This is a genomic window from Sphingomonas sp. G-3-2-10, assembly GCF_012927115.1.
GTDB lineage: Bacteria > Pseudomonadota > Alphaproteobacteria > Sphingomonadales > Sphingomonadaceae > Sphingomonas.
This window is the reverse complement of the sequence record NZ_JABBFY010000001.1, coordinates 2,933,631-2,957,005: the sequence shown is the minus strand read 5'-3', so window position 1 is coordinate 2,957,005 and position 23,375 is coordinate 2,933,631. Positions and strand designations below refer to the sequence as shown.

Here is a 23,375-nt window from a genome sequence, read left to right as displayed (position 1 = left end):
GGACCCTGCGCGATAGTGTGACCCTGGTGTGACCTCGTCATTCCGCGCCGTTCAGGCCGGAGTCGGCAGCCAGCCCAGATCGAGCCGCTCGAACCGGTTCACATAGTTCGCCGCGCGGGCGAGGCCGCGTTCGTCCAGCAGGGTGACCTTGCCCGCTTCGCGCGCGATCATGCCTTCTTCCTCGAGCTGGCGCAGCATCCGGTTGACGTGCACCGCGGTCAGCCCGGTGGCGTCGCCCACTTCCTCCTGCGTCAACCCGAGCAGGAAGGCGTTGGTCACGCTCTTGTCGGTCGCGCGCAAGCGGTTGCGCAGTTCCAGCAGCAGGGCCGCGACGCGCGCTTTCGCGCTGGTGCGGCCAAGCGCGGCCAGCCGGTCGGTCAGCGACACGCGCTCGACTTGGCTATAAACCAGCACCATCGCCGAAAGGCGCGGGTGGGCGACCATCAGATCGGCCAGCACGCTGCGGTCGAACGGGCTGATCACGCAGTCCGACAGGGCGCACAGCGTCTCGGGCGCTTCGCGATAGATCATCGAGGACAGGCCAAGCATGTCGCCGGGGAACAGGAAGCGCAGGATCTGCCGGCTGCCGTCGTCCAGCAGCACATAGCTCATCATCAGTCCCTTGCGCAGGACGAAGAGCTCGGAGCATTTCTCGTTCTCACGCTGAACGATCGCCCCGCGGCGCACTTGCCGCTGGCGTTCCTCCAGCCGTTCGAGCGCCGCTTGTTCGAGCGGCGTCAGATCGACCAGTTCACTCAGCACATCGGCAAAACAACTACCGGACACGCAATCGCTTCCCCCCACCGCGCAATGCAAAGCATCGCTGTGGAATCAATGCATTAAAGTCGATCAATGCTACCCAAAACGACCGAGCTTGCGCGTGCCGCCCGAAGGACTAGAAGCCCGACATGGACCGTATTCTGATCCGCGGCGGAAACAGGCTCTCCGGACGCATCGCAATTTCCGGAGCGAAGAACTCCGCGCTCACGCTGATGCCTTGCGCATTGCTGACTGACGAACCTCTGACGCTCAGGAATCTACCACGGCTCGCCGACGTGGACAGCTTCGGTCATCTACTTAACCAGTTCGGGGTCTCGACCACGATCGAAGGCGGCCGGCCCAGCGACTTCGGCCGGGTGATGACGATGCGGGGTCAGCAGCTGACCTCGACGGTCGCGCCCTACGACATCGTCCGCAAGATGCGCGCCTCGATCCTCGTGCTCGGCCCGCTGGTCGGCCGAATGGGCGAAGCGACCGTGTCGCTCCCAGGCGGCTGCGCGATCGGCAACCGCCCGATCGACTTGCACCTCAAGGCGCTCGAAGCGATCGGCGCCGAGATCGAAGTCGCGGCGGGCTATGTGAAGGCCAGCGCGCCCGGTGGCCGCCTGACCGGCGGACGCTTCCGCTTTCCCGTGGTTTCGGTCGGCGCGACCGAGAATGTGCTGATGGCCGCAGTGACGGCGAAGGGCACCACGATCCTCGAAAATGCGGCGCGCGAGCCCGAGATCGTCGATCTGTGCAACCTGCTGGTCGCGATGGGCGCGTCGATTTCGGGGATCGGCACCGAGACGCTGGAGATCGAGGGCCGCGACCGGCTGCACGGCGCGACCTATGCGGTGATGCCGGACCGGATCGAAGCGGGCAGCTATGCCTGCGCCGCGGCGATCACTGGGGGCGATCTGGACCTCGTCGGCGCCAACGCCACCGACATGCGCGCCACGCTGGACGCGTTGATCGACGCGGGCGTGACGGTCGAGGAAAAGAAGGACGCAGTCCGCATCGCGTCGGACGGGAAGTTCAAGCCGCTGACGCTCAGCACCGCGCCGTTCCCCGGCTTCGCCACCGACATGCAAGCGCAGTTCATGGCGATGCTGCTCAAGGCCGATGGTGCCAGCGTGCTGACCGAAACGATCTTCGAGAACCGCTATATGCACGTGCCCGAACTGGCCCGCATGGGCGCGCATATCGACGTGCGCGGCCGTACCGCGGTGGTCCACGGCAATGCCAGCCTGGTCGGCGCGCCGGTGATGGCGACCGATCTGCGCGCGTCGATGAGCCTGATCATCGCCGGTCTGGCGGCAGAGGGCGAGACCGAGGTCAACCGCGTGTACCACCTCGATCGCGGCTACGAGCGGCTGGAAGAGAAGCTTCAGGGCGTCGGCGCCGATATCGAGCGCGTCGGCGACGGCTAAGGGGCGGCCGGCCGGGCCTTGGGAGGGGGCGGCATGCAATTGAGCAATACCTTGTCGGAACGTCAGGCCGTCTGGGCGTTCGCGCTCGGCTGCGTCGCCGTCACCATCGGGGTGCTGATGCACATCCCGATGTTCATGATGGGCCGCGACATGCACTTCATGCTCGCGGGCATGGAGATGGGCTGGGACATGGTCGCCGGCATGGGGCTGATCGTCGGCGGCGTGCTGGTCGCGGCCTGGGGCCTGCTCCCGCGCAACCTGAAGCAGCAACGCGAGGCGGCCGAGGATATCGTCGTCGCGGCGCCCGAAGATGCCGTCCTGGGACCCGCGCATTGGGGCCTGATGGTCGTGCTGGTCGTCGCGCTGGTGATCGACGTGATGAAGCCCGCCTCGCTCGGCTTCACCGTGCCCGGCATGGTCGCGGAATATGGCGTGGCCAAATCGACCGTCTCGCTGGTGCCCTTCTTCGCGCTGATCGGCACGGTCGCCGGATCGGTGCTGTGGGGCATCATCGCCGACGTCTATGGGCGCAAGGCGTCGATCCTGCTTTCCGCGGTGATGTTCGTCGGCACCTCGATCTGTGGAGCGATGCCGTCGCTCCAGTGGAACATCTATATGTGCTTCATGATGGGCGCGGCGGCGGGCGGCATGTTGCCGGTCACTTACGCCCTGCTCGCCGAGATGATGCCGACGCGCCATCGCGGCTGGGCGCTGGTGCTGGTCGGCGGGCTGGGCGGCGTCGGCGGCTATTTCGCGGCGAGCGGCTTTTCCGCGCTGCTCCAGCCCGAATTCGGCTGGCGGATTCTGTGGCTGCTCAACTTGCCCAGCGGGCTGATCCTCGTCCTGCTCGGCGCCTTCATCCCCGAATCCGCCAAGTTCCTGCTGGCGCGCGGCCGTACCGCCGAAGCGGCGGCGGTGATGCGCAAGTTCGGATCGGTCGCGCGCAAGGCCGAAGCGGCTCCGGCGGCAGCCGCGGGCCATTCGCACGGCGCGCTGACCGGCCGGAAGCTGATCGGCAAGCTGGCGGCGCTGTCGATCGCGGCGATCGCGTGGGGGCTGATCAATTTCGGGCTGCTGCTGTGGCTGCCCGCCGATCTGGTGTCGAAGGGCTATTCGGTCGAATTGTCGAGCTGGCTGCTGGCCCAGTCGGCGCTGATCGCCTTCCCCACGGTGTTCGTCTGCGCGCTGATGTACAGCCGCTGGAGCACCAAATGGTCGCTGGTGACGATGATCGCGATTACCCTGATCGGGCTGATCCTCGTGCTGCGGCTGGAACTGGCTGGCGATGGCAGCCCGGTGATCCCGGTCGCGCTGCTGATCGTCGGATCGAACGGCATCCTCGCGATCCTGCTGCCCTATACGGCGGAGAGCTTTCCGCTCCGCGTGCGCGGCCGCGCCACCGGCTGGGTCGCGGCGTGCACCAAGGGCGGCGGCGTCGCGGCGCAGGCATTGTCGATCACCGCGCTGGTGCCGGCGATGGGCGCGGCGGCGGCGATGATCATCGCGCCGACCGTGGCCGCGCTGGGGCTGGTGGCATGGTTCGGGCGGGAGACGCGGGGCGGGGATCTCCGGCAACTCGACGTCTAGGCGCTATCCGCAAGGCGCTGGCAGGAGTTCCTTTACCTGCATCAAGTAGATCGAACCCGGGCGGGGGCAGAGCCCGGGAGTGTGCGTAATGGTCGATACCCCCCTGAACGACGCCGCGGTATGGCGCGGGCGCAAGCGGCGGCTCGCGTTCGGCTTTGGCGCATTGCTGGTGCTGGCCGCCTTGTTCGGCGCGATCATCGGCAATGCCAACAGCGCAGCCGAACAGCGCCGGCAGGCGCAGGCCTGGTATGTCCACACCCTCGAAGTGATCGTCGCGGCCGAGGGGCTGAAATCGGCAATCAACATGATGATGCGCGGGGAGCGTGGCTATCTGATCACCGGCGACGAGAAGTTCCTCAAATCGTACAAGCAGGGTCTGGCGGAGGCGCCGGCACTCGTCTCGCGGCTGGAAGAGAGCACCGGCGACAATCCGCTCCAGCGCCGTCAGGTGGCGGACCTCAAGCAGCATATGACGAGCTATTATGCGGTGCTCGATCATGTCATCCGGTTGCGGCGCGAAGGGCGCGAGGCCGAAGCGGTGGCGATCGTGCAGAGCGGGTCGGGCTACAACCAGATCGAAGGGCTGCTGGCGGTGCTGGGCGGGATCGAGGCCGAGGAGCGGCGTCTGCTCGCCGAGCGCGGGCGGCTGAACGAGATCGCGGAGCAGGCGATCCAGCGGCATTATTATGCGCTGGCCACGGTGGGTGGCGTGCTGCTGCTGATTGCTGGAGCGGCGGGTATTTCCACCGCACGGGCGCAGAAGCGCGCGCGGGCAGCGAACGAGCGGCTGCGGGTCAGCGCGACCACCGACGAACTGACGGGACTTGCCAACCGCCGCAGCTTCATGAGTTCGCTCGAGATCGAAGTCGCGCGGGCGAAGCGGAGTGGGTCGCCCTTATCGGTGGCGGTGGCCGATGTCGATTTCTTCAAGAAGATCAACGACAGCTACGGCCATGCCGGGGGCGACGAAGTGTTGCGCGTGCTGGCGCGGACCGCGCGCGAGACGATGCGCACAAGCGATGTCGTCGGGCGGCTGGGCGGCGAGGAATTCGCGATCCTGATGCCCGATACCGACGAGCATGAAGCGCGGATCGCGTGCGAACGCCTGCGCGGCGCAATCGCCGGCCGCAAGGTGCGGCTGGATGACGGAAAGGAAACTGCGGTAACGCTCTCCACCGGCATCGCGCTGCTGGTGCCCGGCGAGGATCGCGACCGGCTGGTGAGCCGTGCGGACGGTGCGCTGTACCGAGCCAAGGAAGGCGGGCGGAACCAGGTGCGGCTCGCGGCCTGACACGCTATCCTGCCCGAAACGGGAGGATGGGATGAAGCGGATCTGGGCGATTGCGGCGCTGGCGCTGGTCACGATGGCGTGCGCCGATACCGGCCGGCCGCTGGCGGTGCACGAAGGCGGGCGTTCGGTGCGCGATGCCGATGGCGCGCTGCGCTCGGGCTGGCCCGGTGTCTATTACGAGGCGCGGTTCAGCGGCACGTCGGTAAATGTCGGCGTCGAGACTCGCCGTGAGACGGTGCGCGTGCTGATCGACGGGGTCGAGCGGTCGCGGATTGCACGGCCCTTCTCCGGACAGTTGATCATCGACGAACTGACGCCGGGCGAACATCTCGTGCGGCTCGAGAGGCTGACCGAGAGCCAGCCGGGCGAAATCCGCTTCCTCGGCTTCTTCACTGCGGAGGGGCAAGCACTGTCCCCGCCGCCCGCGCGGGCGAAGCGGATCGAGTTTATCGGCGATTCGCACTCGGTCGGCTATGGCAACACTTCGCCGACCCGCGACTGCGACGGCGCGCGGGTGCATGTGACCACCGACACGCAACAGGCCTATGGCCCGCTGCTCGCGAAGCGGCTCGACGCCGATTACCGCGTCATCGCATGGTCGGGCTTCGGCGTGGTGCGCAATTATGCGGGCAATATGCCGGGCGAAAGCCTGCCCTCCATCTACTGGCGCGCGGTGCCGGGCGAGGCCGTGCCGCTGGCTAATGACGGGTGGAAGCCGCAGCTGATCGTCATCTATCTCGGCACCAACGACTTCTCGACGCCGGTGAAGGCGGGCGAGGCCTGGGCCGACGAAGCCGCACTGCGGACGGCATGGCGGACGCGCTATGCCGGGTTCGTCAGGGAACTGGCAGCGAAACAGCCTCAGGCGCGTTTCGTGCTGATCGGCGGGCCGTCGTTCGACGCCGATACGCGCGCGGTGGCGGCGGCGCTGAATGGCAGCATGGCGCGCCCGGTTGTCACGGTCACGACGCCGGCGATGGAGTTGACCGGATGCAACTGGCACCCCTCGCTGAAGGATCAGCGCAGCCTTGCCGATCTGCTCGAAGGCGCGATCGGCAGGATGCCCGGTTTGTGGGACTAGGCCGGATCGGGCGGAAGCTGTGAATCGTTCAAAAACAATCGCTTGGAACCGTGCTGGTTGACACGGTTGACACCAATATCGCGAAAAACCGGTTTCCCCCAAAAAATGAGATTTTCCGACGAGTCAAAGAGCGGCGGGGCGTCCCCCCGGCCTCTCCAGCCAAGCAGCCGAAATCCTACATTGCAAGCCGCGACCGGCCATCTCCGGCCGGTTAGACAGGATCTGACCTGTATCGACATTCGGCCGCCACTTTCCCCGAAGCGGGAGGTGGCGGCCGAAGGCTGACGGAATGGGAACGCCACGCGCGTTGCCGCCCGGGCCAGGCCCCTCCCCCCGCGCGGGGGATTTTTCATTGCAACGCTGAATGCCGATACAGCCTGAGGCTTCAGACCGCTCTCAGCGCTTCCTCGAAATCGGCGACCAGATCGTCGGCATCCTCGACGCCGATCGAGATGCGGACGAGATTGTCGGTGATGCCCAGCGCCTTCTTGCGCGCTTCGGGCACCGAAAGGTGCGTCATGCCCGCCGGATGCGACGCGAGCGTCTCGGTGCCGCCGAGCGACACGGCGAGCTTGGCGATCTTCAGCGCGTCGAGGAAGGCGAAGGCTTCTGTTTCGCCGCCCTTGAGATAGAGCGAGAAGGTCGATCCCGCGCCGATGCAGTGGCGGCGATAGATATCCGCCTGGCGCGCATCGTCGCCGCCTTCGAGGAAGCCAAGATAGCCGACCTTCTCGACCTTCGGATGGTCCTTCAGGAACGCGCAGACCTTGGCCGCATTCTCGCCGGCGCGGCTCATGCGCAGTTCGAGGGTTTCGAGGCTGCGCAGCAGCATCCATGCGGTGTTGGGGTCGCAGATCGTGCCGATCGTGTTGCGCATCAGCCGGATGGTGTTGATGTGTTCCTTCGAGCCCAGCACGCCGCCCGCCACCAGATCGCTGTGCCCGCCGGCATATTTGGTCAGCGAATAGACGACGATGTCCGCACCCTGCTTGAGCGGCTGTGCCCAGATCGGGCCGAGGAAGGTGTTGTCGATCGCGATCGGCGGCTTGTTCGCGCCCGTGAAGATCGCGTCGCGGCTGGCAGCGACGGCTTCGACATCCACCAGCGCATTGGTCGGGTTGGCCGGGCTTTCGAGATAGATCAGCGCGACGTTTCCGGTCGCGGCCTTGCTCAGCACCGCGTCGATTTCCTCGCGGGTCGCGCCCGCCGGGAAGTCGAGCCAGTGGACGCCGAAGCGGCCGAGGATGCGCGCGATCAGCGTCTCGGTCGCGGCATAGAGCGGCCCCGAATGGACGATCGTGTCGCCCGGCTTGACCATCGAGAGGAACAGGGTGGCGATCGCCGACATGCCCGACGAGAAGGCCAGCGCATCCTCGGCCTCTTCCCACACGGCGAGGCGATCCTCCAGGATTTCCTGATTCGGGCCGTTGAAGCGCGAATAGACGAGGCCGTCGGCACCGCCCGGACGCTTGCCCGTGACGCCTTCGAAATGGCGCTTGCCCGCGGCGGCATTGGGGAAGACGAAGGTCGAGGTGAGGAAGATCGGCGGCTTCAGCGAGCCTTCCGAGAGCATCGGGTCATAGCCGTGACCCATCATCATCGTGGCTGGGCGCAGCTTGCGCCCGCCGACCTTTTCCACGGGCGCCTTGGCGCGGCGGCGCGGGGTGGCGCCGGTCAGATCGGCTTCGGTTTCGTCGGTCATTCTAAAGTCTCCTTGGAACCCCTCTAGCCGAAGCGGGGCGGGGGAGGAATGTCTCAGATGTTACCATTTTGATGGGGACGGCGCGGAAGGCTGCCCCATATACACCGTCACCCCGGACTTGTTCCGGGGGCCACGCTAGGCGAGCGCAGCGCAAGAGGCTCGAGTCCGGCGCGCGAGGGTAGGTGGACCCCGGAACAAGTCCGGGGTGACGGGTTGGGTTGCTGGGGTGAGGTGAGAGCTTTAGCCGATCCCGATGATCGAGATCTGCCGCCCGTAATCGGGTTCGGCGCGATGCGTGGCGCGGCGGTAGCTGTAGAAGCGCGCTTCCTGCGAATAAGTGTCCTCGCCCAGCGCCTCGACCTTGCGGATTCCGGCCGCGGCGAGGCGGTGGGCGACATAGGCTTCGAGGTCGAACTGGTAATGGCCGGGCTTGCCGTCCGCGAAGAAACGCTCATTCTCCGGATCGGCTTCGGCGAAGCGGCGCAGGAACGCGTCGTCGACTTCGTAGCTGGCGCGGGCGATGCACGGGCCGATCGCGGCGACGATCCGGTCGCGTTGCGCGCCGAGGCTCTCCATCAGCGAGATCGTCGTGTCGGTGACCCCGCCGATCGCGCCCTTCCACCCGGCATGGGCCGCGCCGACGACCTGCGCTTCGCGGTCCGCGAACAGCACCGGCGCGCAATCCGCGGTGAGGATGCCGAGCGCGAGGCCGGGCCGGTCGGTGACCAGCGCATCGGCATGGGGGCGCAGGCGATCCTCATAGGGCTCGATCACCGCCACGCCGTCGGGCGAGTGGACCTGATAGACGGTGGCGAGGCGCGCGCCGGGCAGCACCGCATCGGTCGCGCGGCGGCGATTTTCGGCGATGGTCGCCGGATCGTCGGCCGATCCGGTGCCGACGTTCAGGCTGGCATGGATGCCGGTCGAGACGCCGCCGGTACGCCCGAGAAAGCCGTGGGCGACGCCATCGAGCGCCTTTGCGCGGACGAGGGTGACGGATTCGCTCACAGCTCGAGCCGCATCAGATGATCCTCGTCGAGGTGATTGCCGACCTTGAAGGCGTAGATGCCCTGCGTTTCGAACCCATAGCGTTCGTAGAATCGCCGGGCGCGGTGATTGTCGACATAGACCGAGAGCCACAGCTCGTCCGCGCCGCGTTCGCGCGCGGTGTCGATCACCCAGGCCATCAGCGACTGCGCCACGCCGCCGCCCTTCGCGCGTTCGGTCAGATAGAGCTGGCGTAGCTCGACGGTCTTCGCTTCGGTCTGAGCGGGCAAGGTCAGGTCGCCGATCTTGGCGTAGCCGATCATGCCGCCGGCATCCTCGGCGACGCGGAAGCGATGATCGGCGGACTCGAATTCGCGCGTCCAGGCGGCCAGCGTGAAGTCGGCGAGGAACGCCGCGAGATCCTCGGGCTTGTAGAGATGGCCGAAGGTCGCGACGAAGCTCTCGCGGAACAGCGCGTCGATCGCGGGCAGGTCGGCGGCGGTGGCGTCCCGGGTCGTTGGGCCAGTCACCGGAACCCCTCCGGCGCCGGCCAGCCGGGCGCGGTGAGCGCGATCACCTTGAACAGCTCGCCCATCTGCTCGTCATCGACCAGCCGCTCGCGATCGAGCGCGATGCTGGGCGCGCGATCGGGATGCGCGCGCGACAGGCTGTCGGCGCGGGCGTCGATGCCCAGCGCCTTGAGGAATGCGCCCTGGGTGACCGGGCCGTGTACCACCAGCCCCTCGACCTCGGCGGCTTCCTTCAGCGTCGCGAAATCGACATGGGCGGTCAGATCGGCTTCGCCCGGCTGGTCGAACGGATTGACATATTCATGGCCGCGCACCGCCTGCAACGTGTCGCCGATCGCCGGGCCTTCATAGCCATAGTCGATGATCAGCGCAGCGCCGCCCTGTTCGAGCAGCCGCTTCGCCAGCGCGCGGAGGATTGCGACGGTCGGCGGCGAGGTTTCGAGGATCGAACCGAACTCGGCGTCGCGCAGATGCTGCGGGATGATTTGATCGAAGCCGCGATCGCCGACGATCGGCAGGAACAGCGTGTCCTGACAGGCGACCAGCCGCTCGCGCCAGCCCATGTCGGTTTTGACCAGCTGGCGGATCGGCAGCGCGTCGAAAAATTCGTTGGCGACGACGAGCAAAGGCATGTCTTCCTCGACCCCGATCAGGTCGAGGCTCCATTCGGCATGGGGTACGCGCTCGGCCTGCGAGGCGCGCAGCACCGGGCTGGTCTCGACGAAATTGACCGGGGGCTCGAGCCCCGCCTTCGCCATCGCCCGCAGCGCATCGGCGGCCAGCGTGCCGCGGCCGGGACCGAATTCGACATAGCGCGCCGCGGGACGCCCGGCGCGGTCCCACATGTCCGCCAGCCACAGGCCGATCAGCTCGCCGAACATCTGGCTGATCTCGGGCGCGGTGGTGAAATCGCCGCGCTCGCCCAGCGGATCGCGCGTCGCATAATAATGGGCGTTGGCCGCGCCCATATATTGCGACAGCGGAATCGGTCCGGCGAGGGTGATCGCGCGGGCCATGCGTTCGGCGAGCAGCGGTTCGGCGGCGTTGGCGCCGCGCTCCTCCGGGTTGGCGTCGAGCGGGTTGCTCACCTCAGGCCACGCTCTCCGATCCCGCGATCGGCTCGACCCGCTCGCGGCGCTTTTTCGCGGTGGCGATCAGGTAGATGCCGCCCGCGATCATCGGCAGGCACAAAAGCTGGCCCATATGGATCGTGGTCGCGAGGAAGGTGCCGGCGAACTGCGAATCCGGCTCGCGGAAGAATTCGACGAAGAAGCGGAAGCTGCCATAGCCGAGCAGGAAGGTGCCGACGAGCTTGCCCGGCTCGTAGCGCGCCTTGGTCTTCCAGAAGAGGACCCACAGGATCGCGAACAGGACCAGCCCTTCGAGGCCCGCTTCGTAGAGCTGGCTGGGATGGCGCGCGGGTTCGATCATGCCCGAGGGGACGGTGTTCTGGAACACGATCGCCCAGGGCACGTCGCCCGGCTTGCCCCACAATTCACCGTTCACGAAGTTCGCCAGACGCCCGAAGAACAGGCCGAACGGCGCGACGACCGCGACATAGTCATGGACGCGCAGCCAGCTCAGCCCGTTGCGCCGGCACAGCCACAGGATCGCGATGGTCGTACCGATCACGCCGCCGTGCAGCGACATGCCGCCGTCCCACAGCTTCAGCACCTGAAGCGGATAGGCCAGCATCCCGATATCGTAGAACAGCACATAGCCCAGGCGCCCGCCGATGATGATTCCCAGCGTGGCGTAGAAGACGAGATCGTCGGCATGGCGGCGCGACATGGGCGCGCCCGGCTGGGCCAGCAGGCGGAGGAGATACCACCAGCCGACCAGAATACCGGCGATATAGGCCAGCGAATACCATTTGATCTCGAAGAAGCCGAGGTTGAGCGCGACCTTGCTGAGATGCAGGTCGGCGAACTGGATATGCTCCGCGGCGGCGGAAAGCATGGAAAGCTGCAAGGTCACTCGGTCCCCCGGTGTGGTGTTCGCGCCCTCATTAGAGCGGCGGTGGGATAAACCCAAGTGTGTTATTGATATAATACGCGAATGGTGCGGCTGGCGCGGGCGAGCGGGGCGCGATAGAGCAGCGGCGATGGCCGATACGCGCGATCAGAACCCGGCGAAGCAGAACAGGGCGAGCAAGCTCCTGAACGAAGGGTTGAGCCGGCGGTCGCTGCTGATCGGCGGCGGCGCGGGCGTGGGCCTGCTGCTCGCATGGGCGGTATGGCCGCGCACCTATCTGCCCAACCTTACCGCCGATTCGGGCGAGACCCTGTTCGGCGCCTGGCTCAAGATCGGGACCGACGGGCACATCACTGTCGCGGTGCCGCAGGCCGAGCTGGGGCAGGGCGTGTTCACGGCGTTTCCGCAGATCGTGGCCGACGAGTTAGGAGCAGCGTGGAGCGCGGTGGGCGTCGAGGCCGCGCCACTCAATCCGCTCTATGCCAATGCGCTGGGCGCGGCGACCTTGTTCGAAGCGGCGCTGGGCGGGCTTTCGGAATCGCTGCAGCGGACCCATGCGACGCGATCGGCGCTGGTGCTGACCGGCGGTTCCTCGTCGATCCGCAATTTCGAGGAGACGCTGCGCAAGGCCGGGGCGGCGGCGCGGGCGATGCTGTGCAAGGCGGCGGCGCGGCAATGGGGCGTCGACTGGCAGGCGTGCGGCACCGCCAATGGCGAAGTGATCCACGGCAACCAGAAACTGCGCTTCGGCGAGATCGCGGCGGCGGCGGCGAGCGAGGATGTGCCGAACCCGTTGCCGATGCGGGGGGGCGAGGCGAACCGCCTCTATGGCCAGAAGGTGCCCCGGCTCGACGCGCCGTCCAAGGTGGACGGCAGCGTCAACTTCGCCGGGGACGTGCGGCTGGAGAATATGGTCTTCGCTTCGATCCGGCAGGGGCCGGTGGGCACGGCGGGGCTGGCGAAGATCGACGAGGCGGCCGCCAACAAGGTGCTGGGGATGCGCGCGGTGGTGAAGACCGAGCGCTGGGTCGCCGCGGTGGCCGACAATTGGTGGGCGGCGGACCGCGCGATCGATGCGATGAAGCCGCGGTTCCAGGTGCCGGGCGATGTCGTCAACGACGATACGATCGCCGATGCGCTCACCGCGGCGCTGGACGGCGAAGGCAAGCGCATCGCCGAGACGGGCGATCTCGCCGCGCAGTTCAAGGGCGCGCGGCTGGTATCGGCGGAATATCGCGTCGGGCTGGCGCTGCACGCGCCGATCGAGCCGATGACCTGCACCGCCAACTATGCCGATGGCCGGATGTCGCTGTGGCTGCCGAGCCAGGCGCCGGGACTGGCGCGCGCGGCGGCGGCGCGGGCGGCGGGGCTGAGCGAGGACAGCGTCACCGTCTATCCGATGATGGCGGGCGGATCGTTCGGCGCGAAGCTGGAACATGCCGTGGCAGAGCAGGCGGCGGTGATCGCCAAGCAGATCGGCCGGCCGGTGCAGCTCACCTGGTCGCGGGTCGAGGATTTTCGCCACGATTGCTACCGCCCCGCCGCCGCCGCGCGGATGGCGGGCAAGCTGGGACCGAACAAGTCGCTGGCCGGCTGGCTGGCCAAGATCGCGGCGCCATCGGCCGGGCGCGAGCTCTCGGAACGGCTGCTGGGCGGCGACCCGCTGGTCGCGGCGACGCTGGCGGTGTCGGGGGGCGATCCGTCGGCCGTGGCGGGGGCGATCCCGGCCTATGCGATTCCCAACTATGCGGTGGATCATCATCCCGCGGCGATCGGCGTCCCGAGCGGGCACTGGCGATCGGATGCGCACAGCTACACCGCCTTCTTCAACGAAAGCTTCATCGACGAGCTGGCGCATGTCGCCGAGAGCGACGCGGTGACGTTCCGCATGGCGATGCTGGGCAGCCAGCCGCGCCTCGCGCGCTGCCTGCAACTCGCGGCACAGCTCGGCAACTGGCAGGGCGGGGCGCAGGGATCGGGACAGGGCATCGCCTGTCACAGCTTTCGCGGATCGCATATCGCGGTGCTGGCCGAAGCGCGGCTGGGTGCCGGTCGCAAGGTGAAGGTCGAGCGGATGGTCGCGGTGGTCGATGTCGGCCGGGTGGTGAACCCCGACCTTGTCGAACAGCAGATCGAGGGCGGGCTGATCTTCGGCATGGCGGCGGCGATCGGCGGATCGACCGGCTTCACCGACAATGTCGCATCGGTGATGGACATCGCCGATCTCAACCTGCCCCGGCTGGCGGACATGCCCGACATCACCGTGGAGATCATCCGCAGCGATGCCGATCCCGGCGGCGTCGGCGAACTGGGCGTGCCGGCGGTGGCGCCCGCGATCGCCAATGCGCTGCAAGCCGCGACCGGAGTCCGCTTCCGCGCGCTCCCCTTGCTTTCGGACGTCGAATGACCCTTGCTTCAGATCATCCGCCCGTGGCCACGCGCAAGGTCGGCGTGCTGCTCGTCAATCTCGGCACGCCCGATGCGCCAACGCCGGGAGCGGTGAAACGCTATCTGGCGGAATTCCTCTCCGACCGGCGCGTGGTCGAGATCCCGCCGATCGCCTGGCAGCCGATCCTGCGCGGGATCATCCTGAACACGCGGCCGAAGAAATCGGCGCACGCCTATTCGCTGGTGTGGCGCGAGGACGGGTCGCCGCTGGCCGCGATCACCCGCTTGCAGGCCGAAGCGCTGAGCTTCGGCGCGGAGGTGATCGTCGATTGGGCGATGCGATACGGCAATCCGGCGATCGGCGACCGGCTGGCGGCGCTGAAGTCGGCGGGCTGCGAACGCATCCTGATCGCGCCGCTCTATCCGCAATATTGCGCCGCGACGACCGCGACGGCGAACGATGCGGCATTCGCGGCGCTGGCGAAGATGCGCTGGCAGCCGGCGGTGCGGACGCTGCCGCCCTATCATGACGATCCGGCCTATATCGGCGCGCTGAAGGCGTCGGTGGAAGCGTCGCTCGCCGCGCTCGATTTCGAGCCCGAAGCGATTGTCGCCAGCTTTCACGGCATGCCGCAGCGGACGCTGGAACTGGGAGATCCCTATCATTGCCATTGCCGGAAGACCGCGCGGCTGCTGTCCGAAGCGCTGGGACGCGAGCTGACGGTGACCTTCCAGTCGCGATTCGGCCGGGCGAAGTGGCTCGAGCCGGCGACCGACGTGACGCTGGCGAAGCTGGCGGCGGACGGCGTGAAAAAGGTCGCGATCTTCGCGCCGGGCTTTTCCGCCGATTGCCTCGAGACGCTGGAGGAACTGGCGATCCGCGGGCGCGAGACCTTCCTCGCCGCGGGCGGAATCGACTTTGCTTATCTGCCCTGCCTGAATTCCGATGGCGCCGGCATGGAAATGCTGCGCAACATTATCGGGCGGGAGCTTGCGGGCTGGATCGAGGGCCCCTAGCGTTCATACGATTGAACAACGAGAGGAATTGCTCATGGCGCGCGTCGCGATCGTAACCGGCGGTACTCGTGGCATCGGCGAGGCGATCAGCCTGGCGCTGCAGGAGAAGGGCGTGACCGTCGCCGCCAATTATGGCGGCAACGACGACGCGGCAAAGGCCTTCACCGATCGCACCGGCATCCGCTCGTTCAAATGGGACGTGGGCGATTTCGAAGCGGTGCAGGCAGGCGTGGCGCAGGTCGAGGCCGAACTGGGGCCGATCGACATCGTCGTGAACAATGCCGGCATCACGCGCGACGGCACGATCCTGAAGATGACCCGCGACATGTGGGAAGACGTGATCCGCATCAATCTGGGCGGCTGCTTCAACATGGCGCATGCGACTTTCCCGGGCATGCGCAACCGCAAGTGGGGCCGCATCGTCAATATCGGCTCGATCAACGGTCAGGCGGGCCAGTACGGCCAGGTCAATTATGCTGCCGCCAAATCCGGCATCCACGGCTTCACCAAGGCGCTGGCGCAGGAGGGCGCGAAGGCGGGCGTGACCGTGAACGCGATCGCGCCGGGCTATATCGACACCGACATGGTGGCGGCGGTGCCGGCCGAGGTGCTCGAAAAGATCGTCGCGAAGATCCCCGTCGGCCGTCTGGGCCAGGCGAGCGAGATCGCGCGCGGCGTGACCTTCCTTTGCTCGGAAGAGGGCGGCTTCGTCACCGGATCGACGCTGTCGATCAACGGCGGACAGCATATGTACTGACCGGCGCAGGCGCGGCTACGGCCGGGCCGATGCGCGAAGCGCAGCGACGGGCACGGCCGGCGGCCAACCCGTCTCCGACGGCGGCTTTGCCGTCGTCGCGACCCTGCCGGGGAGCGGCTTTTCCAAAAGGGAAATGGAAACGAAGAGGGCCGGTCCCGAAGGACCGGCCCTCTACCCTCGATACGCAACGCGAGGGAGTCTCGTACGCCTACAACACCTCTGGCCTAGCGGAGTTCCCTTGATCGCTGGCTGAACGGCGCCGTTATCTGAGGTTCATGTTCCAGTGGGTGTCCCGCGCCCCGACTTCGCCTATGATCGCCGCGATGCGCGTCTGGCTCTCGGTCCTGTTCCTGCTGTTCCTCAATCTCTCGGCTTCGGGCGAGGAGCCGCTGGAGCGGTTCCGCTCGGGCGCGACGATGTCGGTCGATCGGGTCGCGCTCGATCCCGCCGATCCCGCGCGGGTGCGGGTGGGGCAGCTTACCTATCTGGGCGGACTGAGGCTGACCGGATCGCAGCATGTGTTCGGCGGCTTCTCGGCGATGACGCTGGTGGGGGATCGCTTCACGCTGCTGAGCGATGGCGGGCATCTCGTCGCGTTCAGCCTCGGCAGCGACTGGCAGCCGCGCAATGTCTGGTTCGGCGCGCTGTCCGCCGGGCCGGGCACCGGCTGGTACAAGGCGCAACGCGACAGCGAATCGATGACTCGCGACCCCGCGACCGGCAGGGTCTGGGTGGGGTTCGAGCAATATGGCGCGATCTGGCGCTTCGGTCCGGACGGCAAGGCCGAGGCCCATGCCCAGCCGGCGTCGATGCGCCGCTGGAACGACAATGGCGGTCCGGAATCGATGGTGCGCCTGCGGTCGGGGGCGTTCATCGTCATCAGCGAGACCACGCCGGGGCCGGGCAGGAAGGGCCGCGCGGCGGTGCGGTTCGCCGGGGACCCGACCGATCCCAAGGTCGCGACGATGCTGTTCGGCTATCAGCCGCCCGCCGGATACGATCCGACCGACATGGCCGAGCTGCCCGATGGCCGCTGGCTGGTGCTCAATCGCCGGGTGAGCTTTTCCGAATTCTTCACCGCGAAGCTGGTGATCGTCGACCCGGCATGGGTTCGCGCGGGCGCGGTGGTGAGCGGACGCGAGATCGCGACGCTGGCCGCGCCGCTGCTCCACGACAATTTCGAAGCGCTGGCGGTGGTGCGGGAAGGCGATTCGACCATCGTCTGGATCGCGTCGGACGATAACCGGATGTGGTTCGAGCAATCGTTGCTGCTCAAGTTCCGGCTGGAGAAGGAGTAGCGGCGGTTTTTGTTAGACGGTGCCGGCCCGCTCCCCCACCGGTTCAGCTCCGCTGAACCAGCCAAACGCGAAAAGCCCGCTCTCCGGCTGGAGAACGGGCCCGCTACTCGCCGTTAAGCGAGAAAGGAGTTAGGCGGCGGCCTTCTCGGCCGACGCCTTGCGCACGTCGCGCTTCAGGCGGCGGCAGCGCAGCGAGAGATCGTCGTCGCTGGTCTTGAGCAGCCAGTTGTCGAGGCCGCCGACATGCTCGACCGAACGCAGGCCGTGGGTCGAAACGCGCAGCTTCACGCTCTTGCCGAGCGCGTCAGACAGCAGGGTCACATTCTGCAGGTTCGGCAGAAAGGTACGCTTGGTCTTGTTGTTGGCGTGCGAAACGTTGTTTCCCACCTGCCGGCCCTTGCCGGTCAGCTCGCAAATGCGCGACATCGCTGTAAATCCTGGCTTTGGCCCCAACACATTTGGAGCCGGAAAGGGCGTCCCGATAGTCGGAATGGGACGGGGCGTCAACCGATTCGCCCCGAATAAGCCTTGTGCCCACGCAACCCGCATGGTGAATGATGCGTTATTACGCAAACGGATCAATTGGGGAAACGAACCATGCGTGGAATTCTTGTCCTTCTCGGCCTCGTGGCTCTTGGCGCCGTCGTCCTGATGTCGCTGGGAATGCTCAATATTCAGATGCAGCAGGGCCAGTGGCCGCAAGTCAGCTTCGACATGAAGGGCGGCCAGCTGCCCAAGGTGAAGGCCGATACCGGCTCGATCGACCTCACCACCACGAACACCGTGGTGCAGGTGCCGGTGGTCGAAATGAAGAACACGACCGTCACCCTGCCGACCATCGAAGTGAAGCAGGCCAATTCGACTGCGCCTGCCGAGAAGAAGTAATGAACGCGTCGCCGGGCCGGATCGCGGCGGCGGCATTGGCGCCGCCGCTGGGGGTGTATCTCGCCCGTGGCGGCGACGGCGCCTTCCTGATCGCCTGCGGGCTGACCGTGCTCGGGTTCGTGCCAGGCATGGTCTATGCGTTGTGGACCGTGCTGGACGGACGGCGGCTGTTGCCGGCGTGACGGATCGGGGCGGGGCCGCTAAGCCCCGTCCATGTTCCCGCTTCCCGAACCGATGCGCGCTGCGCTGGACGCGGCTCGCGCCGCCGCCGATGCCGGCGAAGTCCCGGTCGGCGCGGTGCTGGTGCATCGCGGGCGGATCGTCGCCAGCGCCGGCAATGCGCCGCGCGACCTGCACGATCCGACCGCCCATGCCGAGATGCTGGTGATTCGCGAAGCGGCTAAGCTGCTGGGCCGCGACCGGCTGGAAGATTGCGACCTGTGGGTGACGCTGGAGCCATGCGCGATGTGCGCGGGGGCGATCGCCCATGCCCGGATCTCGCGCCTCTATTATGGCGCGGCGGATCCCAAGGGCGGCGCGGTGGAGCATGGACCGCGTTTCTTCTCCCAGCCGACCTGCCATCACCGGCCGGAGGTGTATCCGGGGATCGGCGAAGGCGAGGCGGCGGCGCTGCTGCGTGACTTTTTCAGGGACCGGCGCGCCTGAAATCGTCCTCTCGAGCCGAATTCCGCAGGGCGTTGTTGTGATTCGGGGCGGGTTGCCGCTATGGAGAGCGCACCTCCGATGGACCCTCTCCCTTCCTTTCCCTGGATCGACGTCGCGATCATCCTCGCGCTGATCGCGCTCAACGGCGTTTTCGCCATGTCCGAACTGGCCATTGTGTCGGCGCGCACCGCAAGGCTCGATGCTCTGGCGCGCGCGGGCAAGGGCGGCGCGAAGACCGCGATGGAGCTGGCGTCCGATCCGGGCAAGTTTCTCTCGACCGTCCAGATCGGCATCACCCTGATCGGCATCATTGCCGGCGCCTATTCGGGATCGAGCCTTGGCGGGCCGGTCGCGGCACGGCTGGAATATCTCGGGCTGGAGGCCGAAACGGCGGAGACGGTGGGCCTGACCCTCGTCATCGCGCTGACCACTTATGCCTCGCTGATCGTCGGCGAACTCGTGCCCAAGCAATTCGCGCTGCGCTCGCCCGAGCCGATCGCGGTGCTGGTCGCTGTGCCAATGCTGTGGCTCAGCAAGGTGACTGCACCGATCGTGTGGCTGCTCGACAAGAGCAGCGGGCTGATCTTCCGCCTGATCGGGCTGAACCGCGAATCGGAAAATCGCGTCACCGCGGAAGAACTCCATCTGATCGTCGCCGAAGCGACCCGATCGGGCGTGATCGAGGAGCATGAGCGCTCGATCATCTCCAGCGTGGTGCGCCTTGCCGATCGGCCGGTGCGCGAAGTGATGACGCCGCGCACCGATGTGGACTGGATCGACGTCAATCTCGACGATGCCGGCATCCGCGAGGCTTTGCTCCAGACGCCGCACACCCGCCTGCCGGTGGGCGAAGGGTCGATCGACACGGTGATCGGCGTGGTCCAGGCGCGCGACATCGTCGGCGCGCTGTTCCGCGGCGAGACGCTCGATCTGCGCAAGCTGACGCGCACCGCGCCGGTGCTGCCCGATCAGGTCGATGCGATGGACGCGCTGGGTGCGCTGCGCCGCGCGGAAGTGCCGATGGGGCTGGTCCATGACGAATATGGCCATTTCGAAGGCATTGTGACTCCGGCGAACCTGCTGGCCGCGATCGCGGGCGAGCTTTCGTCGGACAAGGTTCCGGGCGAGAATCCCAACGTGATCGTGCGCGAGGACGGTTCGTTCCTCGTCTCGGGCCAGATGCCTGCCGATGGGCTTGCCGAGCGGCTGGGCATGGATCTGGACGAGGACCGCGATTACGCGACCGTCGCGGGTCTGGCGCTGGCGGTGCTCAAGCATCTGCCCAAGGAAGGCGAACATTTCGTCGAGCAGGGCTGGCGCTTCGAGATCGTCGATATGGACGAACGCAAGATCGACAAGCTGCTGGTGAGCCGCGCGGACGACTGAGGCGGCTGCTCCGAAGCATGGCGTTGGGGGGACGTGGATGCATTTCGTGGCGGAGACATCGAAGGCCAGGGTCGCGCCGATGATGCTGGGCAGTATCGCGTTCGTCGCGGCCGGCGCGTGGATGGTGACGCGCTTTCCCGATGATCTGGCGAGGCTGCCGTTCGGAATCCTGATCCCGGTGCCGTGGCTCGGTTGGGCGGCGATCGTCTTTTTCGGGCTGGCGGGCGTCGCCTGGTCGCGCCAGTTCTTCAGCGGCGGTCCGGTGATCGAGATGAGTCCCGAGGGCCTTTATTACCGGCGCTGGTCGGAAACGACGATCCCGTGGGACGCGTTCGACCGCGCGGCGATCGGCGAAATCCAGCGCCAGCGCATGCTGACCCTGTGGCTGCGCGATCCGGCGGACTATCCCTCGACGACGTTGCAGGGTCGTACGGCAGGCGCGAACAAGGCGATGGGCTTTGGCGACATCAGCCTGAGCGCGATCGGGCTCGATCGCAGCTTCGACGAGATCGTCGCTGCGTTCGAAGCCAATGCTGGGGCGCTCAACCGCCAGGCCTTCAAAAATCCTCCTCTGGAGGGGGGAGGATTTACGTAAGCGTCAGAGCTTGCCGAACGTGCCTTCGAAGCCCTCGATATCGCCGCTGGCGAGATAGCCGGCCTGATCGATCCACCGGTCGCGCGACAGGCGGCCCTGGAAGTCGCCCAGCTTGGCGTCGAGCGCGGCGGCTTCGTCGGGCGAGAGCGCGGCGATCTGGGCAAAGCTGGTCACGCCGACGCTGTTGAGCCGTTCGGCGAGGCGCGGGCCGACGCCCTTCATGCGCGTGAGATCGTCCGGGCCACTGGCGGCAACGGGTGCCGGGGCGGGTTCGGGTGCCAATTCCGGCTCCGGCTCCGGCGCGACTGCCTCGGCCGGCAGTTCGACGGCGGCGAGTTCGGGCGCGGTCTCGGTGGCGATATGCTCGACCGGAGCGGCGACCGGTTCGGGTTCGATCGCGGGCGCGGGCGCGATTTCGGTGACGGGCGCTTCTTCCGCGACCGGCTCGGGCTGGGGCGCCGTTTCGACGACAGGCTCGGGTTCCGGAGCGGGCTCGGCCAGATCGGCGGCGAGCGTGGCCGGGCTGGCGTCGAACGGCGCCGCGGCCGCGATCGGTTCGTCGGCCAGCGGCTCGGGTTCGGGCGCGGCTTCGACGGCCGTTTCCACGACCTCAGCTACGGGTTCGGGTTCCGGTTCAACGACCGGCTCCGCTACGGTTTCGATCGCTTCCGGTTCGGCGGCAGGCGCTTCTTCGACCGTCTCGGCTTCGGCGAGGGCTTCCGGCTCCGGCGCGGCTTCGATCACCGGCTCGACGGCTTCGACAACCGCCTCAGGCTCGGGTTCCGGTTCGGGGGCGATCTCCGCGACCGGCTCGGGTTCCGGCGCTGCTTCGACGGCCGGTTCGGGGACGATTTCGGCCAGCGGTTCGGGCGTGGGGAGCGGGGGCAGCGGCGGGGCGACCGGGATCGCGGCCAGCGGCGGCGGCGGGGTGATTGGCCGGGTCGGCGGCACTTCCTGCTCGAGCTGCCATGCCGCTTCGTTCTCGGCTTCCTCTCGGCGGATGCGGGCACGGCGCGCGGCGGCCATCGTGATCCACCACAGGATCAGCAGCACGACGAGCACCACCGCGCCGATCAGCGCGAAGGGCAAGGTGAGCCAGTCCGGACCGCCCGGCACCAGCGGGGTGGTCGATTGCAGCGATTTCATCATGGCGCCCTCCCAGCGCTAAGCCCCGAGTCTTATCCGAGACATAGCGCTGGTTCGGGCCGCGTCCAGCTAGTCGTCGCGCCTCGAACGCGGGTTTTGTGCATCTGCGAGACGGACCAGCTGGCCGAACTCGGTGCGCCAATAGTTGTTCGAGCTGCCCGCGAGGCCCAGAATCTGCGAGTAACCGAAGTTATTCAGATACTTGTCGCCGCGAAGCCGCTGTCCGAAGGCGGCCACGGCGGTGATGAACGCCATGTCGCCGCGCGGAGCCTGTGCGGTGCGAATCAATCCGGCCGGAACGGGGCGCGAGATCAGTCGCGACGTCTCGTTTCCGGGCAATTTGTAGCGCAGCTTCACGAACGCCGCTTCGCCGCCGGCCGAAGGCGCGGGCGCGGGGCGATTCGCGTCGTAGCGGCGATCGGGCAGCCAGCCCGGGCCACTCGCCGGCACGATCTCGTACAAGGCGGTCACCTGATGCCCCGCGCCGATGTCGCCGGCGTCGACCGTGTCGTTGTCGAAATCCTCTTCCTTCAGCGCGCGGTTCTCATAGCCGATCAGGCGATATTCCTTCACCTGCGCCGGGTTGAACTCGACCTGGATCTTCACGTCCTTGGCGATGGTAAAGAGGGTGGCGGAAAGCTCGTCGTCGAGCACTTTCTGCGCTTCCATCGCGCTATCGATGTACGCGTAGTTGCCGTTCCCGACATCGGCGATCCGCTCCATCATCGCTTCGTTGTAATTGCCGGTGCCGAAGCCGAGCGTGGTCAGCGTGATCCCGTCGTCGCGGTTGCGCTTGACCAGTGCCTCCAGCGCCTTGTTGTCGTTGATCCCGACGTTGAAGTCGCCATCGGTGGCCAGCAGGATGCGGTTGATCCCGCCCCTGATGAAGTTCGCGCGGGCGACGTCATAGGCCAGCTTGATGCCAGCTCCGCCCGCGGTCGATCCGCCGGCCGAGAGGCAGTCGATCGCCTGCTTCACATATTCGGGGCGCGAGGTGGGTTCGAGGACGACGCCGGCAGCGCCCGCATAGACCACGATCGAAACCTTGTCCTGCGGCCGCATCCGTTGCGCGACCAAAGTGAGGGCGTGCTTCACCAGCGGCAGCTTGTCGGCCGATTCCATCGATCCCGACACGTCGATCAGGAAGACGAGATTGGCGGAGGGCCGTCCGCGCGCTTCCACGTCATAGCCGCGCAGGCCGATCCGCATCAGGCGGGTGTTCGGGTTCCACGGCGTCTGCGCGACATCGGTGGTGACGCTGAACGGCACGTCGCGCGACGTGGGGCGCGGATAATCGTAGCGGAAATAGTTGATCATCTCCTCGGTACGCACTGCTTCCGCCGGGGGCGTAGCGCCCTGCTTCAGGAAACGGCGGACGTTGGCGTAGGCGCCGGTGTCGACATCGACCGAGAAAGTGGAGACGGGCTGCGCCAGCACCGACTGGATCGATCCGACGTCCTTGCCGTCATAGCGCTCGGTGTTGCCCGGCGCGCCATAGGGTGCGGCGGTATAGCCTCCCGGCGCGGCGACCTTGCCCGTGGCGACAGGCGTGCGGACGCGATTGCCGGTGACCGTGGCTTCGGAGCGCATCATGACCGGCGGCGGCGGTGCGGAGGGTGGCGGCGGGGGTGCCGGCGGCGGCGCATAGGCGGGCGGCGGCGTGTAGCGCGGCTGGCTCCGATATTCGCCATTGTCCGCGACGGTCCGGCAGCGGACCGGCGAGCGGTCCTGACGGTCCTGCGCGCGCTTGCCGTCCTGAACGGGCGGCGGTGGCGGCGGCGCGGCGGAGGTGAGAAGCAGGGCGGAAGCCCCGAGCATCAAGGCGGAACGCGGCATGTGACTCTCCCCTAATGGCGCCCGCGAAGGGCATCCGGGTCGGAATGTCCGCTTTCC

At 67.2% G+C, this 23,375-nt stretch carries 22 protein-coding genes; 13 read left to right on the top strand and 9 right to left on the bottom strand.

Features of this window, described 5'->3' with window-relative positions; all coding sequences use genetic code 11:
• Positions 1-51: 51 nt before the first annotated feature.
• Positions 52-786, bottom strand: coding sequence for a Crp/Fnr family transcriptional regulator (locus HHL13_RS14870; protein ID WP_169556398.1), 735 nt, complete (start codon positions 784-786; stop codon positions 52-54).
• A gap of 122 nt (positions 787-908) precedes the next feature.
• On the opposite strand from HHL13_RS14870, the gene murA reads away from it, so the two are divergent.
• The 4 genes from murA to HHL13_RS14850 all read left to right on the top strand — a co-directional run bounded on the left by murA (position 909) and on the right by HHL13_RS14850 (position 6,151).
• Positions 909-2,192, top strand: a complete 1,284-nt coding sequence (gene murA / locus HHL13_RS14865) for a UDP-N-acetylglucosamine 1-carboxyvinyltransferase (RefSeq protein ID WP_169556397.1) — start codon at positions 909-911, stop codon at positions 2,190-2,192.
• A gap of 33 nt (positions 2,193-2,225) precedes the next feature.
• A complete protein-coding gene (locus tag HHL13_RS14860) occupies positions 2,226-3,779 on the top strand; it encodes an MFS transporter (protein WP_169556396.1) in 1,554 nt (517 codons plus the stop codon).
• An 88-nt stretch (positions 3,780-3,867) separates the two neighbouring features.
• Complete coding sequence (locus HHL13_RS14855; protein ID WP_169556395.1) at positions 3,868-5,070, top strand: diguanylate cyclase; 1,203 nt, start codon at positions 3,868-3,870, stop codon at positions 5,068-5,070.
• A gap of 31 nt (positions 5,071-5,101) precedes the next feature.
• The gene (locus HHL13_RS14850) at positions 5,102-6,151 is read left to right on the top strand and encodes an SGNH/GDSL hydrolase family protein (RefSeq protein WP_169556394.1); all 1,050 of its coding nucleotides are present in this window, start codon (positions 5,102-5,104) and stop codon (positions 6,149-6,151) included.
• Positions 6,152-6,536: 385 nt separating this feature from the next.
• On the opposite strand, the gene HHL13_RS14845 is transcribed toward HHL13_RS14850, so the two are convergent.
• From HHL13_RS14845 to lgt, 5 genes are all read right to left on the bottom strand, one after another.
• Positions 6,537-7,853 (bottom strand): cystathionine gamma-synthase family protein, encoded by a 1,317-nt coding sequence (locus HHL13_RS14845; protein ID WP_169556393.1) that lies wholly within the window; start codon positions 7,851-7,853, stop codon positions 6,537-6,539.
• Positions 7,854-8,093: 240 nt separating this feature from the next.
• On the bottom strand, positions 8,094-8,861 hold the full coding sequence (pgeF, locus tag HHL13_RS14840) for a peptidoglycan editing factor PgeF (RefSeq protein ID WP_169556392.1): 768 nt from the start codon (positions 8,859-8,861) through the stop codon (positions 8,094-8,096).
• Positions 8,858-9,370 (bottom strand): GNAT family N-acetyltransferase, encoded by a 513-nt coding sequence (locus HHL13_RS14835; protein ID WP_169556391.1) that lies wholly within the window; start codon positions 9,368-9,370, stop codon positions 8,858-8,860. Before HHL13_RS14835 ends, pgeF begins: the two co-directional genes overlap by 4 nt.
• A complete protein-coding gene (locus tag HHL13_RS14830) occupies positions 9,367-10,386 on the bottom strand; it encodes an SAM-dependent methyltransferase (protein WP_169556989.1) in 1,020 nt (339 codons plus the stop codon). Before HHL13_RS14830 ends, HHL13_RS14835 begins: the two co-directional genes overlap by 4 nt.
• A gap of 73 nt (positions 10,387-10,459) precedes the next feature.
• A complete protein-coding gene (lgt, locus tag HHL13_RS14825) occupies positions 10,460-11,329 on the bottom strand; it encodes a prolipoprotein diacylglyceryl transferase (protein ID WP_169556988.1) in 870 nt (289 codons plus the stop codon).
• A gap of 145 nt (positions 11,330-11,474) precedes the next feature.
• Between lgt and HHL13_RS14820 the strand changes: the two genes are divergently transcribed.
• The 4 genes from HHL13_RS14820 (at position 11,475) to HHL13_RS14805 (ending at position 16,804) form a co-directional block, all read left to right on the top strand.
• On the top strand, positions 11,475-13,751 hold the full coding sequence (locus HHL13_RS14820; RefSeq protein WP_169556390.1) for a molybdopterin cofactor-binding domain-containing protein: 2,277 nt from the start codon (positions 11,475-11,477) through the stop codon (positions 13,749-13,751).
• Complete coding sequence (gene hemH / locus HHL13_RS14815; RefSeq protein ID WP_169556389.1) at positions 13,748-14,749, top strand: ferrochelatase; 1,002 nt, start codon at positions 13,748-13,750, stop codon at positions 14,747-14,749. The genes HHL13_RS14820 and hemH overlap by 4 nt, the downstream gene beginning before the upstream one ends.
• A gap of 34 nt (positions 14,750-14,783) precedes the next feature.
• A complete protein-coding gene (gene phbB, locus HHL13_RS14810) occupies positions 14,784-15,506 on the top strand; it encodes an acetoacetyl-CoA reductase (RefSeq protein WP_169556388.1) in 723 nt (240 codons plus the stop codon).
• Between the two features lie 323 nt (positions 15,507-15,829).
• Positions 15,830-16,804, top strand: coding sequence for an esterase-like activity of phytase family protein (locus tag HHL13_RS14805; protein WP_240953714.1), 975 nt, complete (start codon positions 15,830-15,832; stop codon positions 16,802-16,804).
• A gap of 129 nt (positions 16,805-16,933) precedes the next feature.
• Here the strand turns inward: HHL13_RS14805 and rpmB are convergent, their stop codons facing one another.
• Positions 16,934-17,230 (bottom strand): 50S ribosomal protein L28, encoded by a 297-nt coding sequence (gene rpmB / locus HHL13_RS14800; protein WP_169556386.1) that lies wholly within the window; start codon positions 17,228-17,230, stop codon positions 16,934-16,936.
• Between the two features lie 171 nt (positions 17,231-17,401).
• Here rpmB and HHL13_RS14795 point away from each other — a divergent pair, with 171 nt between their 5' ends.
• The 5 genes from HHL13_RS14795 (at position 17,402) to HHL13_RS14775 (ending at position 20,336) form a co-directional block, all read left to right on the top strand.
• Positions 17,402-17,689 carry a hypothetical protein gene (locus HHL13_RS14795; RefSeq protein ID WP_169556385.1) on the top strand — a complete coding sequence of 96 codons (288 nt, stop codon included), beginning with the start codon at positions 17,402-17,404 and terminating at the stop codon, positions 17,687-17,689.
• Positions 17,689-17,871 carry a YqaE/Pmp3 family membrane protein gene (locus HHL13_RS14790; RefSeq protein WP_169556384.1) on the top strand — a complete coding sequence of 61 codons (183 nt, stop codon included), beginning with the start codon at positions 17,689-17,691 and terminating at the stop codon, positions 17,869-17,871. The genes HHL13_RS14795 and HHL13_RS14790 overlap by 1 nt, the downstream gene beginning before the upstream one ends.
• Positions 17,872-17,923: 52 nt before the next feature.
• On the top strand, positions 17,924-18,355 hold the full coding sequence (locus HHL13_RS14785; protein ID WP_169556987.1) for a nucleoside deaminase: 432 nt from the start codon (positions 17,924-17,926) through the stop codon (positions 18,353-18,355).
• Between the two features lie 78 nt (positions 18,356-18,433).
• Entirely contained in the window at positions 18,434-19,741 is a 1,308-nt protein-coding gene (locus tag HHL13_RS14780) for a hemolysin family protein (RefSeq protein WP_169556383.1), read from the top strand.
• A 37-nt stretch (positions 19,742-19,778) separates the two neighbouring features.
• On the top strand, positions 19,779-20,336 hold the full coding sequence (locus HHL13_RS14775; RefSeq protein ID WP_169556382.1) for an STM3941 family protein: 558 nt from the start codon (positions 19,779-19,781) through the stop codon (positions 20,334-20,336).
• Positions 20,337-20,339: 3 nt separating this feature from the next.
• Here the strand turns inward: HHL13_RS14775 and HHL13_RS22565 are convergent, their stop codons facing one another.
• Both HHL13_RS22565 and HHL13_RS14765 read right to left on the bottom strand, forming a co-directional pair.
• Positions 20,340-21,485, bottom strand: a complete 1,146-nt coding sequence (locus HHL13_RS22565; protein WP_240953713.1) for a helix-hairpin-helix domain-containing protein — start codon at positions 21,483-21,485, stop codon at positions 20,340-20,342.
• 66 nt (positions 21,486-21,551) lie between these two features.
• On the bottom strand, positions 21,552-23,318 hold the full coding sequence (locus tag HHL13_RS14765; RefSeq protein ID WP_169556381.1) for a VWA domain-containing protein: 1,767 nt from the start codon (positions 23,316-23,318) through the stop codon (positions 21,552-21,554).
• Between the last annotated feature and the right edge of the window lie 57 nt (positions 23,319-23,375).